Below are 14,502 nucleotides of genomic sequence, written 5' to 3' on the forward strand. Positions count from 1 at the left end.
CGATCAAAATGATACTAGATGCAGATATAAAAACACAACTATCCCAATACCTTCAATTAATGGAGAACGATATTTTACTTAAGGTAAGCGCAGGAGACGATAACGTATCTAAAGATATGTTAGCTCTAGTAGACGAATTAGCTACTATGTCATCTAAGATTACAGTAGAAAAAGTTGAATTAGAGAGAACACCAAGCTTTAGCGTAAACCGCCCTGGTGAAAACACTGGTGTCGTATTCGCTGGTATTCCATTAGGACACGAATTTACATCATTAGTGTTAGCTTTACTACAAGTAAGTGGACGCGCTCCAAAAGTCGAACAAAAATTAATCGATCAAATTAAAAACATTCAAGGCGAATATCATTTTGAATCTTATATCAGCCTAAGTTGTCATAACTGTCCTGATGTTGTACAAGCTCTTAACGTAATGAGCGTTCTTAACCCTGGTATTACACATACTATGATTGATGGCGCTGCATTCAAAGAGGAAGTAGAAAGCAAAGACATCATGGCAGTACCAACTGTTTACCTAAACGGCGAATCTTTCGGAAGCGGTCGTATGACACTTGAAGAAATTTTAGCTAAAATGGGTAACGGTCCAGATGCATCAGAGCTTTCTGATAAAGATCCATACGATGTTCTTGTTGTTGGTGGGGGCCCTGCTGGTGCAAGTGCAGCAATTTACGCAGCACGTAAAGGCATCCGCACTGGTATCGTTGCTGAGCGCTTCGGTGGTCAAGTAATGGATACTATGGGCATTGAGAACTTCATCAGCGTAAAAAAGACTGAAGGTCCTAAGCTAGTAGCAAGCCTTGAAGAACACGTAAAAGAATACGACATCGATGTAATGAATCTACAACGTGCGAAACGTTTAGAGAAAAAAGAACTTATTGAAGTGGAACTTGAAAACGGCGCTATTCTGAAAAGTAAGAGCGTAATCGTTTCTACAGGTGCTCGCTGGCGTAATGTTGGCGTACCAGGTGAAGCTGAGTTCAAAAATAAAGGTGTAGCATATTGCCCACACTGTGACGGTCCATTATTCACTGGAAAAGACGTAGCAGTTATCGGCGGAGGTAACTCTGGTATTGAAGCAGCTATCGACTTAGCAGGTATCGTTAAGCACGTAACTGTTCTTGAATTCATGCCAGAATTAAAAGCTGATGCTGTATTACAAGAGCGTCTTAACAGCTTACCAAACGTAACTGTTCTGAAAAACGTTCAAACGAAAGAAATCACTGGTACTGATAAAGTAAACGGTATTTCTTACATCGATCGTGAAACTGAAGAAGTTCATCACGTTGAATTACAAGGTGTATTCGTACAAATCGGTCTTGTGCCAAACACAGACTGGTTAGGCGAAACAGTTGAACGCGTTCGCGGTGAAATCGTAACAGACAAGCACGGCGCTACAAACGTACCAGGAGTGTTTGCTGCAGGTGACTGTACAAATAATCCGTACAAACAAATCATCATCTCTATGGGTTCAGGTGCAAACGCAGCTTTAGGTGCATTTGATTACTTAATCCGTAACTAATAAAAAACAGGTGCCTTGGCACCTGTTTTTTTATTACCCTAATGTATAAACTAAAAACCTCTCATTCCCATTCTTCTCATAAGCACCTGGCAATCTAACTTCTTTCTTCAGCTCAAACGCAGTCTGATTTTCTAAGAAGAAAATATAGTCCTCAGAAGGATAATATAAAATAATATCCACTTCTCTCCCCGTATTTTCTACTGAAAGCAAAATTTTATTTACTACATTCATAAACACTTGCACAGAAAATGGATTAAAGAAATAAAACCTATTATCATGTGGATCAATCTTATATTCCTGCGCTAAACAACATTGGAATTGAATTTTCCCCTTACTGTTTCGTGCCTTTCGGGCATAACGATCTCGATTATCCATCGCTTCTTTATAAAATTCTTCATTCATTTCAATTCCAACTGCTGAAGCCCCACATTTATGATGCATATAAAAGTTTAATCGCCCTTTTCCGCACCCAAAGTCTACAATTCGGTCGCTACTTCGTATTTCATATTGATTCAATAACTCATCTAACCCGCTATACGGCGTCGGTTCGTAGCGGTGATAATGCATAGACTTGTTAAACCCTTTTTGCTCACCGACTGTTTTTATATGTAAAACTGCATCGTAATATTGTTCGTTCATTCGTTTTCTCCTATTAAAAAATGGTACTTATTATTATACACCATGTACTGGAGGCTCATTTTTCATCAAATTAATAGGTACGTGAAATTATATTAACGATTTTCTTAATATATCTATCGTAACTTCAAATATATCAACGATTTTCTCAATATATCTATCATAACTTCAAATATATCAACGATTTTTCAAATATATCGATTTACCGACAATTCACGCCAAAAAAACAGGAGCTCTTTAGCCCCTGTCTTCTAACACTTTCAATACAGTTTGTTTCAATATTTCTACCCCATCCATAATACAACTATGATCAAACCTCATATACGGATGGTGTAATCCAGGTTGTAGGTCTGCTCCTAGTCCAAGCATGACAGCTTTTAAATGTGGTCTTTTCACTGTATAGTAATGGAAATCATCGCTTCCTGTCGTATAGAGAGGCCCTGTGCATCTCTCTTCCCCATACACTTCGAGAATACCTTTACGCATAAAGCGCTCTGCTTCTTCGGAAACCTCTGCTCCTGGTGCAAGATCCATCCATTCGTATGAAGTTTTCGACCCCATCGATGCAGCTGATTCTATTACATGCTCAATCTTTTTCTTTAATTCTTCTAATAGTATATTACTCTCAGCTCTTACATCTAAACTGAAATGACCATTTCCTGGAATGATATTTAAATTATCACCACCTGCTTGGCATCTCGTCATTTTTACTGAATAGGAACTTTGCGGTGGCAGCCAAATATTTTTCAAACCGATATTAATCATGGAAATGACATCAATTGCATTCACACCTTGGTGTGGTCTTGCCCCGTGTGCATCCTCCCCATGAATCATACCCTCTAAAAATCCTGCTGCTCCATGGCGAATAGATGGGGCTGCTTGTTTCAAAGATAGTTCTTCAATTGGTCTTAGATGGATGCCAAATAAGAAATCAGCATCATCTACAGCACCTTTCTCCACCATCTTCAAAGCACCATTCCCCTTCTCTTCTGCCGGCTGAAAAATAAATCTAACCATACCACTTTTCCATCTCATATTTTTCAATTGTAAAATAAGTCCCATTACAATGGTCATATGAGCATCATGGCCACATGAATGGTTCGCTTTAAATTCTCCATTTACTTCTTGCCAAAGTGCATCCATATCAGCACGAATCGCAATAACTGGATTCCCGCCTCCAATCTCAGCAATTACACCTGGACAATCATCAAATGTTCTATATGAAATTCCTTCTTCTTTTAAAAAGTCAGTAATATACGCTGTCGTTTCATATTCTTTCCAACTTACTTCAGGGTTTTCGTGTAAATGCTGAAAAATCTCCGTTAAGCGCTCTTGTAGTTCTAATGTTTTCAACGTTCCAGTCTCCTTCCCACATTACAAACGATTCGGGTTAATTATACTTATGAAAAACAGATGTTTTTATGAACATATTGAATTTTAAGAAAAAAGTCAATTGTTTATTTTTAAATACTTAAAAACCTTACTCTGCACTTATATTACAAACTAAACAAACAACTAGAACATTCCTTATTTTCTGTTTTTTATGTTGACGCTTACATAAACTTTTAGTTATCATAACCTAATAAACGTCTATTTTACGACAATTCTAAAAATACAAACAAACATACGTAACAAGGAGGAACTTTATGAAAAAAGAAATACCTTTTGGAATAGCGATTATCCCTATTATCATTACCGTTGCAGTTATGATGGTTACAATTGTTGTATTAAAACAAACCCCTCACGTTCCACTTATTATCGGTACAACCGTTGCTTCTATTGTCGCTTGGCGTTATGGTTACAAATGGAATGATCTTGAAGAAGCAATGTATAAAGGGATTCGTCTTGCATTACCTGCTATCGTCATTATTATTCTTGTTGGCTTAACAATTGGTGCTTGGATTGGCGGTGGAATCGTCGCAACGATGATTTATTACGGTTTAAAACTTTTAACTCCATCACTATTTTTAGTTTCCATTACCGTCATTTGTTCTATCGTTGCATTAGCAATTGGTAGCTCTTGGTCTACAATGGGGACAATTGGTGTTGCTGGAATGGGAATTGGCCTAAGTATGGGAATCCCAGCTCCAATGGTTGCTGGTGCCATTATTTCAGGCTCTTATTTTGGCGATAAAATGTCACCGCTTTCAGATACAACTAACCTAGCCGCAGGATTAACAAATACAGATTTATTCGCACACATTCGTCATATGTTATTTACTACAGTTCCAGGTTTAATTATTACTCTTATCGTTTACGCGCTCTTAGGAAGAAGCTTCGGCGCTAACAATATTGATGCGAAGAGCATCGATCAAACGTTACAAGTATTGCAACAAAACTTTGTTATCTCACCTTTCCTACTCATTATACCCGTAGTCGTTATGGTATTGGTCGCAAAAAAAGTTCCTGCTATACCAGCGATTCTCGTCGGTATTATTTTAGGATTTTTATCACAAGTCTTTATTCAAGGTGGTTCTGTCTCAGCATCTGTCGGTGCACTCCAAGCTGGATTTGTTATAGACACTGGAAACAAGCTAGTAGACGAACTATTTAACCGCGGTGGCTTAGATTCGATGATGAATACAGTCTCTATGACAATTGTCGCTATGACTTTCGGAGGAGTATTAGAACATACAGGTATTCTTCGCTCAATTGTAAATCAAATTTTAAAGTTAGCGAAATCAGCAAAAGGGCTTATCGCTTCTACTATCGCATCTTGTTTTGCAACAAACCTTACTTGCTCTGAACAATATATTTCAATTGTTGTCCCTTCAAGAATGTACGCAAATGCATACACAGAAAAAGGACTACATTCAAAAAACTTATCCAGAGCATTAGAAGATGGCGGAACATTAACTTCTGTCTTCGTTCCTTGGAATACGTGCGGTGTATTTATTCTCGCTACACTTGGCGTAGGTGCATTTGAATATGCCCCTTATGCTATTTTGAATTTCATCGTACCTATTATCTCAATCATTTATGGCATAACAGGCTTCACAATTGTAAAACTATCAGACATTGAAAAAGCAGAATTACTAAAGAAACAAAAAGCTCAACTAGAAGCTTAAAAATAGCGGTAAATTCAGTTCATATAGTGCGCGAGGTCGCCCTTGTTGATAGGGCATTTCCTCGCCGCAAATATGAGCATACCCGTAATCAACTAATTTCTTTAACAACCTTTCTGTCGATCTTCGAGTCACTTGTAAGTACTCAGAAAGGTCAGCTGCTGTAAACTTCAATGACGGATGCGATTGACTAAATTGAATGATTTTTGACAAGTTCGCGGGACTAAGCTTCGTTTCCTTCGCTATTTTCATTAGTTCCGGATTATCATTTTTCAAACTTTGTACTCTCTGTTCTTTCGGGAACGGACCAAACAAATCTTTATCACTTGTTAGTATATAAAAACAACGATCTATTGGATTATTCTTTGCAAAACTTTGAGCAATTTTTGCATTTTGCTCCGCCTCTTTCACGGTTTTCCCATAACCAAATCCAATAGCTATCGTTCCTTCTACGCTCGCAAACAAGTTATCTATCGCATTTGTTTTAATAATTGATTCGATATCACCACGAGTTGTATACAAAATACATGTCATTTCATCCACTTGTTTAAATGAACCACGTAGTTCTTTTGAAATGACATCTAGTTTTTCAAGCAAACTCGTTCGTAATTCTAGGGAAGAAATAATACAAGCACCAACAGTAGCTGAATAGCTTTTTGCTAACTCAGCTTTTATTTTTGCATCTTTTAGACCATGTATAATGGATTGTGTTGGATCAATCATGCGCTCTGAAGGAACACCTATTTTTTGAAGCTCGTCGTAAACAGCGTGAATACTAGTTAAAGCTAAATGAGCTTCTCCAGATTGATATTTAGCTACATGAAAATCGATAACTCTATTTATTTCATCTTTACTCCACAGCATATTTTCATAATCCAACACTTGCGGGCTTTCTTTTATACCAATATCATGGAACACATTTGTAATAAACGAGCGGTCTACTAAATCGATGGAAATGTTATGTGGTTGAATACTTTGATGATACATGATAGAAAGAATTGAAGATGCGACAGTTGTCTCGTCTTGCTGTAAGTATGTACTTGGAATTCGTAATTGTTCTCTTATTTCTTTTGCCATATAATAAGGTAACGCACCTGAGAAAAAGATGACATCACAAGGCTTTAGACACTTTAATAATTCAGAAGATTCCGCCGGATGAAGGTAAATATATGGATCAATTTCTATTCCTTCTAATTTTTGAGCAATAGGAAAAAGGTTCTCCATAAACTCCTTTGAACCGACAACTGCAATTTTTATCATCATTTTCTCTAACTCCTTATCATTAATTAACGACCATTTAACGTCAATTATATCAAATGTACAAAACTATTGTAAACAGGAAGGGGTTTCTATTCAATGAAAATTACAGCTATTCATCTTTACGCAATTCGTTTACCGCTTCGCAATCCGTTTGTTATTAGTTATGGATCTTATTCTGATATGCCCTCTATTATCGTCAAAATGGAAACAGATGAAGGTATTATCGGTTACGGTGAAGGCGTTGCTGATGATCACGTCACAGGTGAATCATGGGAAAGTACTTTCCATACTTTAAAACATACGCTAACCCCTGCTCTAATCGGGAAAAATCCAATGAATATCGAAAAAATACACGACATGATGGACAATACAATTTACGGTGTTCCAACAGCGAAAGCTGCAATTGATATTGCTTGTTTTGATATAATGGGCAAGAAACTAAATCAACCTGTATATCAATTAATTGGCGGGCGCTATCATGAAGAATTCCCTGTCACTCACGTTTTAAGTATTGCCGATCCTGAAGATATGGCTGAAGAAGCTGCTTCTATGATTCAAAAAGGTTACCAATCTTTCAAAATGAAAGTTGGTACGAATGTAAAAGAAGATGTGAAACGTATTGAAGCTGTACGAGAACGTGTAGGAAATGACATCGCTATTCGCGTTGATGTAAACCAAGGCTGGAAAAATAGCGCAAACACATTAACAGCACTGCGTTCATTAGGACATTTAAACATTGACTGGATTGAACAACCTGTTATCGCGGACGATATTGATGCCATGGCTCATATCCGTTCTAAGACAGACCTCCCGCTTATGATTGATGAAGGACTAAAAAGTTCTCGTGAAATGCGCCAAATTATTAAATTAGAAGCTGCTGATAAAGTGAATATAAAACTAATGAAATGCGGTGGCATACATCCAGCTGTAAAGCTCGCTCATCAAGCTGAAATGGCCGGCATTGAATGCCAAGTGGGATCAATGGTCGAATCATCTGTTGCCTCTTCCGCAGGATTCCATGTCGCTTTCTCAAAGAAAATCATTACGAGCGTAGAGCTAACAGGGCCATTAAAATTCACAAAAGACATTGGAAACTTACATTACGATGTACCATTCATTCGCTTAAACGAAAAGCCCGGACTCGGCATTGAAATAAACGAAGATACACTACAAGAACTAACCGTCTTTCAAGACGTTGTACGCTAAAGGAGGACTATCATATGACGGTTCTATACGAAGGAACATTAAAACAAAATAACGAATCATTTCACGTTACATTACTATCACTAGAGCACATCGAACAAATTTTATCACTACAAAACATCGTAGTTGAAGCACTAGAAGATAAACGTCGTTTACAACCACTCTCACAAGAAGAATTTCAATACATTCTAGAAGGAAACGGCATGATGATCGGTGCTTTTATCGAAAACAAACTCATCGCATTTCGCGCTCTACTCGTCCCTCCTATCGACGATGAACATTTAGGGCTTGATATTGGTTTGCCAGAAAGTGAACTACACCGCGTCATCTATCAAGAAATCTCAAACGTTCATCCGAACTGCCGAGGAAATGGTATGCAAAAAATATTAGCAAAAGTCATTATGGAAGAATTGCAAAAAGAAGATAGCAAATATGATTATGTATGCTGCACCGTTGCTCCTTTTAACATCCCGAGTTTGAAGGATAAATTTGCGCAAGGAATGGAGATTGCTGCGCTGAAGGAAAAGTATGGTGGTAGTCTGCGGTATGTTTTTGTGAAGGAATTGCGTGAAGACAAGAAAAGAGATTGGACGGATGTTCAAAGTATTCTAATGAGTGATGCTAGTGGACAGCAGGCTTTGCTTTCGGAGGGGTATCGTGGGTATGAGATGGCGAAAGTGGATGGGGATTTTGTTGTGATGTTTGGACGCTAATCTATATACTCGAAAAGAGGAGATGCCTGCTATGACATCTCCTTTTACTTTCTCTTCATTGAACATATCGATTGCAACTCCAAATATATCGGCGGTTTTCGAAATATATCGGCGCAACTCCAAATATATCAGCGATTTTCGAAATATATCGGCGCAACTTCAAATATATCAGCGATTTTCGAAATATATCGACTTACCGACAAAGATTGACAATAATTGCAACCTATACAAAGCGCAACATTAAACCGTCATCTTCCAACTAGATAAAGCTAACCAGTTCTCCATTTCCTTATAATCGGGCATGATTTTCCCGACAAGACGCCAAAACGATCGATCATGATTTAAATGAACCATATGACACATTTCATGAACAACTACATAGTCAATTACTCGCTGTGGTGCCATTGCTAGCTTCCAATTGAATGTTAGTTGTAAATTCGAATCGCAAGTACCCCAAGTACGACTACTATCTGTAATACGAATAGAACGTGGTTTTGTTTTGAAATTACTTTGATGCGCTTTAATACTCTTCTCTACTAAAGATTTACACTGCTTATAGTAAAATCGTTTTAAAGCTTGTTGTATTTTCTCATCCTTAAGCTCTTTCACATAAATATGTAACTTATCCCCTTCAAATACTGCGTTGTCTTGCTCGATGCTTGCGTCTTGAGAAATCTGTATCGGATACGTATTCCCTAAATACAAAAAGCCTTCTCCTTGATCATAATCCTTTTCCTGTGGTCCATGCGCTCGCTCCTGCATTTCCTTACGTGTTGTCTGAATCCAACCCCACTTCTCTTCTAGCAACTGGACTAAGTATTCAACAGGTGTCCCTTTCGGAGCCTGTATTTCTACATTTCCATACGAATCTACAAAAAGACGCACGGACTTTTTCTTCTTATAAGTTATATGAAAATTAATTGTCTCACCTAAATATGTATGTACCATTTCATCACCTAGCATAGTATTTTTACAAATAAAAAAGAGTAGGATACGAACGTCCTACTCTACCTATTATATCATTTACTGCTTTAACGAACTCATTATCCTCTATACTTTACAGCTAATCCTTTAATGAAATTCCTTGCGTATCTATCGCCGCACTCTTTGTAATTTTTATGGCCTTTTTTTCTTAACAGAGCGCCTAACTCTCCTTTTGTTACCGTAACGCCCACGCTATCTAATATATCAAGTACATCCTCACTCGTTAAAGATAGTGCGATTTTCATTTTCTTTAGAAGAAGGTTATTGGCACTCTCCTTGCTCTGTACAGGTGCAGGCTGCCCTGGTTTCGGATCTTGCTTTCCTCTTTTTAAAGTAATAAATCCATTGAAAAATGCCTCTAACATCATCATATCGCATGTTTTTACGTACTCATCTTCAGCTACCTCATCATTTTCAGCTTCATGCTGAGGAGCTCTCTTTATTTTTGTAAGCATATCAACTACGTCTTCTTTCGTTACTTCCATCCCGCCAAGTTTAAAGATTTCTACCATATCTATATCTTTTATATCTAAAGCGTATCGTACTCTTTTTAATATATCGTTGTTGCTCATTGCCATTGGGTTTCCTCCTGAAATGTTGATTATTTATTCAGCGGTTAAAGTTTATGCTATAACCTGCTTTAAATTATCATGTTTAATCTAACCTTTTAGTTATTGTCCGCTAAATTAATACTTTAACATTTTAAAGATATGTTTTATAGTCTTACCCGAACTTTTCTCTATCATTGTATCTACAGAGCTCTTACATGTTTTTTATATGCCTATAAAAAGATTTCTCTCTTAACATTAACTAAAAGAAAAAAACAGTGCTTTGATTTCTCAAATACACTGTTCTTTTCCAGCTCTGCACTTATTTTCAACTCACTCATGTCATGCACTACATATGAAATGATTTAACTGCTTAAAAGTTAAACCATCTCACTATCCTGAGCCACACCAACACTATCCTCAAACTTATCCAACAAAGCACGCACCTCATCCGTCGACTTCGTGCTCATCAATTGATTTCTCAATTCAGCAGCTCCAGGGAAGCCTTTTACATAAATTTTGAAGAAGCGGTGAAGCCCTGTGATTGAGCGTGGCAGTACTTCTGCATATTGATCTTGTAAATCAAGTTGTAGTCTTAAAAGATCTAGATGTTCTTTACTGCTATGCTCTCTTGGCTCTTTTTCAAAAGCAAATGGATTTTTGAAGATGCCTCGTCCGATCATTACGCCATCAATGCCGTATTTTTCAGCAAGTTCCAGTCCCATTTTACGATCAAGGATGTCTCCATTGATTGTTATTAACGTATTTGGTGCAATGCGGTCACGTAATTTTTTTATTTCCGGAATTAGTTCCCAATGCGCATCTACTTGGCTCATTTCTTCTCTTGTGCGTAAATGAATAGAAAGGTTCGCAATATCTTGTTTGAAGATGTGCGTTAACCAATCTTCCCACTCGCTTAACTCTTTAAAGCCAAGTCTTGTTTTTACGCTGACAGGTAGTCCGCCCGCTTTTGCTGCTTGAATAAGTTCTGCTGCAACGTCTGGACGTAGAATAAGGCCACTACCTTTCCCTCTTGATGCAACGTTCGGTACTGGGCAACCCATATTAATATCGATGCCTTTAAATCCTAGTTCTGCCATACCGATACTCATTTGACGGAAGTATTCGGGATTGTCTCCCCAAATATGTGCTACCATCGGTTGTTCGTCTTCTGTAAAAATTAAACGGCCACGTACACTTTTCATACCTTCTGGATGGCAATAGCTATCCGAGTTTGTAAACTCTGTGAAGAATACGTCCGGACGACCAGCTTCACTTACTACGTGACGGAAAACAACGTCTGTCACATCTTCCATTGGTGCAAGTACGAAAAATGGTCGTGGTAATTCACGCCAAAAATTATCTATCATTTTAAATTCAAATCCTCTCACTATGAATACAATTTCAAAATCTCAATTTATAATTTGTGAAAATCAGCAATATTTATTTTAACTAAAATCGCTTATGAATGGTATTTTTGTAAACCAAAAAGCAGATGGTATAGATTTTCCTATATCAACTGCTTTCCTATTATACTAACTTAAGCCAAGCGACACACTCTACGTGAGTCGTATGCGGGAACATATCAACAGGTTGTACTTCCTGTGTTTTATATCCGCCTTCTTCTAGTACTTTTAAATCACGTGCTAATGTTGCTGGGTTACATGATACGTATACGACGCGTTTTGGCTTCATGTCGATGATTGTATTTAGTAATGCTTCGTCACAGCCTTTACGCGGTGGGTCTACGACCATTGTGTCAGCAATTACGCCTTCTTTGTACCATTTTGGAATGACTACTTCTGCCTCTCCTACGCCAAATTCAGCGTTTGTCATGTTGTTTAGTGCTGCATTTCGGTTTGCGTCTTCAATTGCTTCTGGGACGATTTCAACGCCGTACACTTTTTTCGCTTTTTGCGCTAGGAATAACGAGATTGATCCGATTCCGCAATAGGCATCAATTACTGTTTCGTTACCGTTTAATTTTGCGTATTCTAACGTTTTATCGTATAGCACTTTCGTTTGTTCTGGGTTTACTTGATAGAATGAACGTGCTGAAATCGCAAATTTAATGTCACCGATAAAGTCATAAATATATTCTGATCCGTACAGTACTGTCGTTTTATCTCCGAAGATTACATTCGTACGCTTCGTATTTACGTTTTGAACAATGGATTTTACTTCTGGGAATTTCGCTGCAATTTCTTCAATGATTGCTTTTTTGTTCGGTAATTCTGCTGTACGTGTAATGAAGACAAGCATAATTTCCCCTGTTACTTGTCCGTAACGAGCCATTACGTGACGAAGTGTTCCTTTATTACGCTCTTCGTTGTATGCAGTGATACCGTGCTTTTCACAAATACGTTTTACTTCTTGGATTAATGTATCGTTTTCTTCTGCCTGAATTAAGCATGATTCCATATTAATGATGTCATGCGTTCCTTGGCGATAGAAACCAGCTACAAGTCCGCCTTCACGTTCTCCGATTGGTACTTGTGCTTTATTGCGATATACCCACGGATTTTTCATGCCAAGTACAGGATGAACAGGAACATCACCTAGTCCTCCAATGCGCTGCATAACGTCACGTACTTGTTTTTCTTTCGCCTGTAATTGTCCTTCATAAGTTAAGTGCTGAAGCTGACAACCGCCGCACTGATTATATACTGGACATTCAGCATCTTTACGATATGGACTTTCTGTATGAAGCTTCATTAAACGACCAAATGCGAAGTTTTTCTTCACTTTAATAATTTTAATTTGCGCTTCTTCACCTGGTAATCCGTTTTTAACGAAAATAGGATAGCCCTTTACTTTCGCAACACCGGCACCATCATGTGTTAAATCTTCAAATACTACATCTATAAACTCGTTTTTCTCAACTGGTGGCGTCATTTTAGTACTCATTTTCCGACCTCTCTTTTTCATAACACTGCGTTACATTTTATCATACTTATATGGTCTTTTTCTATTGGAAGAAAAAAAGCTATTGACGATAGTTCTCTGTTAATGTTACGCTACTACTAATTTAATACGGACGATGTTACCTCATATATACTTGATGATATGGATCGAGAGTTTCTACCCGGCAACCTTAAATTGCTGGACTATGGGGAAAACTAATGAATATTAGCCTATGCGCAAAAAAGGACTCATATTGATTAGCTTTCTCTCATAGATGAAAGTGAATCCATATGGGTCTTTTTTTATTTTTATTTTTCTAAAAGGTCAGACATCTTACGTATGACATAAAACCTCATTCCTTTATTTTTAGTAATATAACGAGCGTTTTATGTACAAACTTTATACGAACTTCTGAAAGGGGCAACTACATGCAATATGTAATGAGCATTATCGGTATTATTGCCGTGTTAGGTTTATGTTTTGCTTTGTCAAACAACAAAAGTAAAATCAACTTCCGTGCAATTGCAATTATGATTGGTTTCCAAATTTTAATCGGTTGGTTTATGTTTGCTACAAAGATTGGTCAACAAATCATTATTTTCATTAGTAAAGTTTTCAACAAACTAATTAAACTTGGTACGACAGGTGTCGATTTTCTCTTTAATGGAATTCACAGAGATTTTGTCTTTTTCTTAAACGTATTATTAATTATCGTATTTTTCTCAGCACTACTTTCAATCTTTAGTTATTTAGGTGTTTTACCATTCATCGTTCGCGTTGTCGGCGGTGCTATTTCAAAAATTACTGGTTTACCACGCGTTGAGTCATTCCACGCAGTAAACTCTGTATTCTTCGGTTCAAGTGAAGCGTTAATCGTTATTAAAAACGATTTACAGCATTTCAATAAAAACCGTATGTTTATCATTTGTTGTTCTGCGATGAGCTCCGTTTCTGCTTCTGTTACAGCATCATACGTAATGATGTTAGATGCAAAATACGTACTAGCAGCTCTTCCGCTAAATTTATTCTCAAGCTTAATCGTTTGTTCGTTATTAACACCAGTTGATACGAAGAAAGAAGATGAAGTGATTCAAAAATTTGATAGAACTCTATTCGGGGACAGCTTTATCGGTGCAATGATTAACGGTGCGCTTGATGGTTTAAAAGTAGCTGGTATCGTTGCCGCATTAATGATCGCCTTTATCGGTGTGATGGAAGTTGTAAACTACGTAATTAGTGCAGCTTCAGGCGCAATGGGACATGCTGTTACTTTACAACAAATCTTCGGTTACGTACTTTCTCCATTCGCATTCTTAATGGGTATTCCAACTCAAGATATTATCCCAGCTGGTGGTATTATGGGTACGAAGATTGTTTTAAACGAGTTTGTAGCAATCCTTGATTTAAAAGACACAGCTACAACATTAGCTCCACGTACAGTTGGAATCGTTACAGTATTCTTAATTAGCTTCGCAAGTATTAGCCAAATTGGTGCAATCGTTGGTACAATCCGTGCCCTTTCTGAAAAACAAGGAAGCGTTGTTTCTAAATTTGGTTGGAAAATGCTATTTGCATCAACACTTGCTTCTATTTTATCTGCGACAATCGCTGGATTGTTTATTTAATAAAAAATCACCTTACTTTAACGAGTAAG

At 37.5% G+C, this 14,502-nt stretch carries 12 protein-coding genes and 1 riboswitch; of the genes, 5 read left to right on the forward strand and 7 right to left on the reverse strand.

Features of this window, described 5'->3' with window-relative positions; all coding sequences use genetic code 11:
* The first annotated feature begins 8 nt into the window (after nt 1-8).
* On the forward strand, nt 9-1,535 hold the full coding sequence (ahpF, locus tag B9A45_RS28515) for an alkyl hydroperoxide reductase subunit F (RefSeq protein ID WP_000599508.1): 1,527 nt from the start codon (nt 9-11) through the stop codon (nt 1,533-1,535).
* A gap of 33 nt (nt 1,536-1,568) precedes the next feature.
* Here ahpF and B9A45_RS28520 read toward each other — a convergent pair whose 3' ends face one another.
* Both B9A45_RS28520 and B9A45_RS28525 read right to left on the reverse strand, forming a co-directional pair.
* Complete coding sequence (locus tag B9A45_RS28520) at nt 1,569-2,174, reverse strand: SAM-dependent methyltransferase (RefSeq protein ID WP_084065563.1); 606 nt, start codon at nt 2,172-2,174, stop codon at nt 1,569-1,571.
* A gap of 234 nt (nt 2,175-2,408) precedes the next feature.
* On the reverse strand, nt 2,409-3,524 hold the full coding sequence (locus tag B9A45_RS28525) for a M20 peptidase aminoacylase family protein (RefSeq protein WP_000853511.1): 1,116 nt from the start codon (nt 3,522-3,524) through the stop codon (nt 2,409-2,411).
* A 293-nt stretch (nt 3,525-3,817) separates the two neighbouring features.
* On the opposite strand from B9A45_RS28525, the gene nhaC reads away from it, so the two are divergent.
* The gene (gene nhaC, locus B9A45_RS28530) at nt 3,818-5,239 is read left to right on the forward strand and encodes a Na+/H+ antiporter NhaC (RefSeq protein ID WP_000711520.1); all 1,422 of its coding nucleotides are present in this window, start codon (nt 3,818-3,820) and stop codon (nt 5,237-5,239) included.
* Here the strand turns inward: nhaC and B9A45_RS28535 are convergent.
* A complete protein-coding gene (locus B9A45_RS28535) occupies nt 5,228-6,499 on the reverse strand; it encodes a hypothetical protein (protein WP_000972811.1) in 1,272 nt (423 codons plus the stop codon). The two genes, nhaC and B9A45_RS28535, sit on opposite strands and share 12 nt — an antisense overlap.
* A gap of 93 nt (nt 6,500-6,592) precedes the next feature.
* Between B9A45_RS28535 and B9A45_RS28540 the strand changes: the two genes are divergently transcribed.
* Both B9A45_RS28540 and B9A45_RS28545 read left to right on the forward strand, forming a co-directional pair.
* Nucleotides 6,593-7,702, forward strand: coding sequence for a mandelate racemase/muconate lactonizing enzyme family protein (locus B9A45_RS28540; RefSeq protein ID WP_000704490.1), 1,110 nt, complete (start codon nt 6,593-6,595; stop codon nt 7,700-7,702).
* Nucleotides 7,703-7,716: 14 nt separating this feature from the next.
* Entirely contained in the window at nt 7,717-8,412 is a 696-nt protein-coding gene (locus tag B9A45_RS28545; protein WP_084065564.1) for an N-acetyltransferase, read from the forward strand.
* 240 nt (nt 8,413-8,652) lie between these two features.
* Here the strand turns inward: B9A45_RS28545 and B9A45_RS28560 are convergent, their stop codons facing one another.
* The 4 genes from B9A45_RS28560 to rlmD all read right to left on the reverse strand — a co-directional run bounded on the left by B9A45_RS28560 (nt 8,653) and on the right by rlmD (nt 12,851).
* Entirely contained in the window at nt 8,653-9,360 is a 708-nt protein-coding gene (locus tag B9A45_RS28560) for a M48 family metallopeptidase (protein ID WP_053513275.1), read from the reverse strand.
* Between the two features lie 95 nt (nt 9,361-9,455).
* Nucleotides 9,456-9,974, reverse strand: a complete 519-nt coding sequence (locus tag B9A45_RS28565; RefSeq protein ID WP_084065566.1) for a YehS family protein — start codon at nt 9,972-9,974, stop codon at nt 9,456-9,458.
* A 350-nt stretch (nt 9,975-10,324) separates the two neighbouring features.
* Nucleotides 10,325-11,314, reverse strand: a complete 990-nt coding sequence (locus tag B9A45_RS28570) for a tRNA dihydrouridine synthase (protein WP_000566707.1) — start codon at nt 11,312-11,314, stop codon at nt 10,325-10,327.
* Nucleotides 11,315-11,474: 160 nt separating this feature from the next.
* On the reverse strand, nt 11,475-12,851 hold the full coding sequence (gene rlmD / locus B9A45_RS28575) for a 23S rRNA (uracil(1939)-C(5))-methyltransferase RlmD (RefSeq protein WP_058839951.1): 1,377 nt from the start codon (nt 12,849-12,851) through the stop codon (nt 11,475-11,477).
* Between the two features lie 121 nt (nt 12,852-12,972).
* Nucleotides 12,973-13,074, forward strand: a riboswitch (purine riboswitch).
* A 202-nt stretch (nt 13,075-13,276) separates the two neighbouring features.
* Here rlmD and B9A45_RS28580 point away from each other — a divergent pair.
* A complete protein-coding gene (locus tag B9A45_RS28580; protein WP_001200484.1) occupies nt 13,277-14,473 on the forward strand; it encodes a NupC/NupG family nucleoside CNT transporter in 1,197 nt (398 codons plus the stop codon).
* Nucleotides 14,474-14,502 lie beyond the last annotated feature (29 nt).

Source organism: Bacillus sp. JKS001846, from assembly GCF_900176455.1.
In the GTDB taxonomy this organism is placed as follows: Bacteria; Bacillota; Bacilli; order Bacillales; family Bacillaceae_G; genus Bacillus_A; species Bacillus_A cereus.

What these genes read in the sequence shown, in the direction of transcription:
- rlmD (WP_058839951.1), bottom strand. Translation starts at nt 12,851, where the DNA reads ATGAGTACTAAAATGACGCCACCAGTTGAGAAAAACGAGTTTATAGAT.
- B9A45_RS28570 (WP_000566707.1), bottom strand. Translation starts at nt 11,314, where the DNA reads ATGATAGATAATTTTTGGCGTGAATTACCACGACCATTTTTCGTACTT.
- B9A45_RS28560 (WP_053513275.1), bottom strand. Translation starts at nt 9,360, where the DNA reads ATGGTACATACATATTTAGGTGAGACAATTAATTTTCATATAACTTAT.
- ahpF (WP_000599508.1), top strand. Translation starts at nt 9, where the DNA reads ATGATACTAGATGCAGATATAAAAACACAACTATCCCAATACCTTCAA.
- B9A45_RS28565 (WP_084065566.1), bottom strand. Translation starts at nt 9,974, where the DNA reads ATGGCAATGAGCAACAACGATATATTAAAAAGAGTACGATACGCTTTA.
- B9A45_RS28580 (WP_001200484.1), top strand. Translation starts at nt 13,277, where the DNA reads ATGCAATATGTAATGAGCATTATCGGTATTATTGCCGTGTTAGGTTTA.
- B9A45_RS28520 (WP_084065563.1), bottom strand. Translation starts at nt 2,174, where the DNA reads ATGAACGAACAATATTACGATGCAGTTTTACATATAAAAACAGTCGGT.
- B9A45_RS28545 (WP_084065564.1), top strand. Translation starts at nt 7,717, where the DNA reads ATGACGGTTCTATACGAAGGAACATTAAAACAAAATAACGAATCATTT.
- nhaC (WP_000711520.1), top strand. Translation starts at nt 3,818, where the DNA reads ATGAAAAAAGAAATACCTTTTGGAATAGCGATTATCCCTATTATCATT.
- B9A45_RS28535 (WP_000972811.1), bottom strand. Translation starts at nt 6,499, where the DNA reads ATGATGATAAAAATTGCAGTTGTCGGTTCAAAGGAGTTTATGGAGAAC.
- B9A45_RS28540 (WP_000704490.1), top strand. Translation starts at nt 6,593, where the DNA reads ATGAAAATTACAGCTATTCATCTTTACGCAATTCGTTTACCGCTTCGC.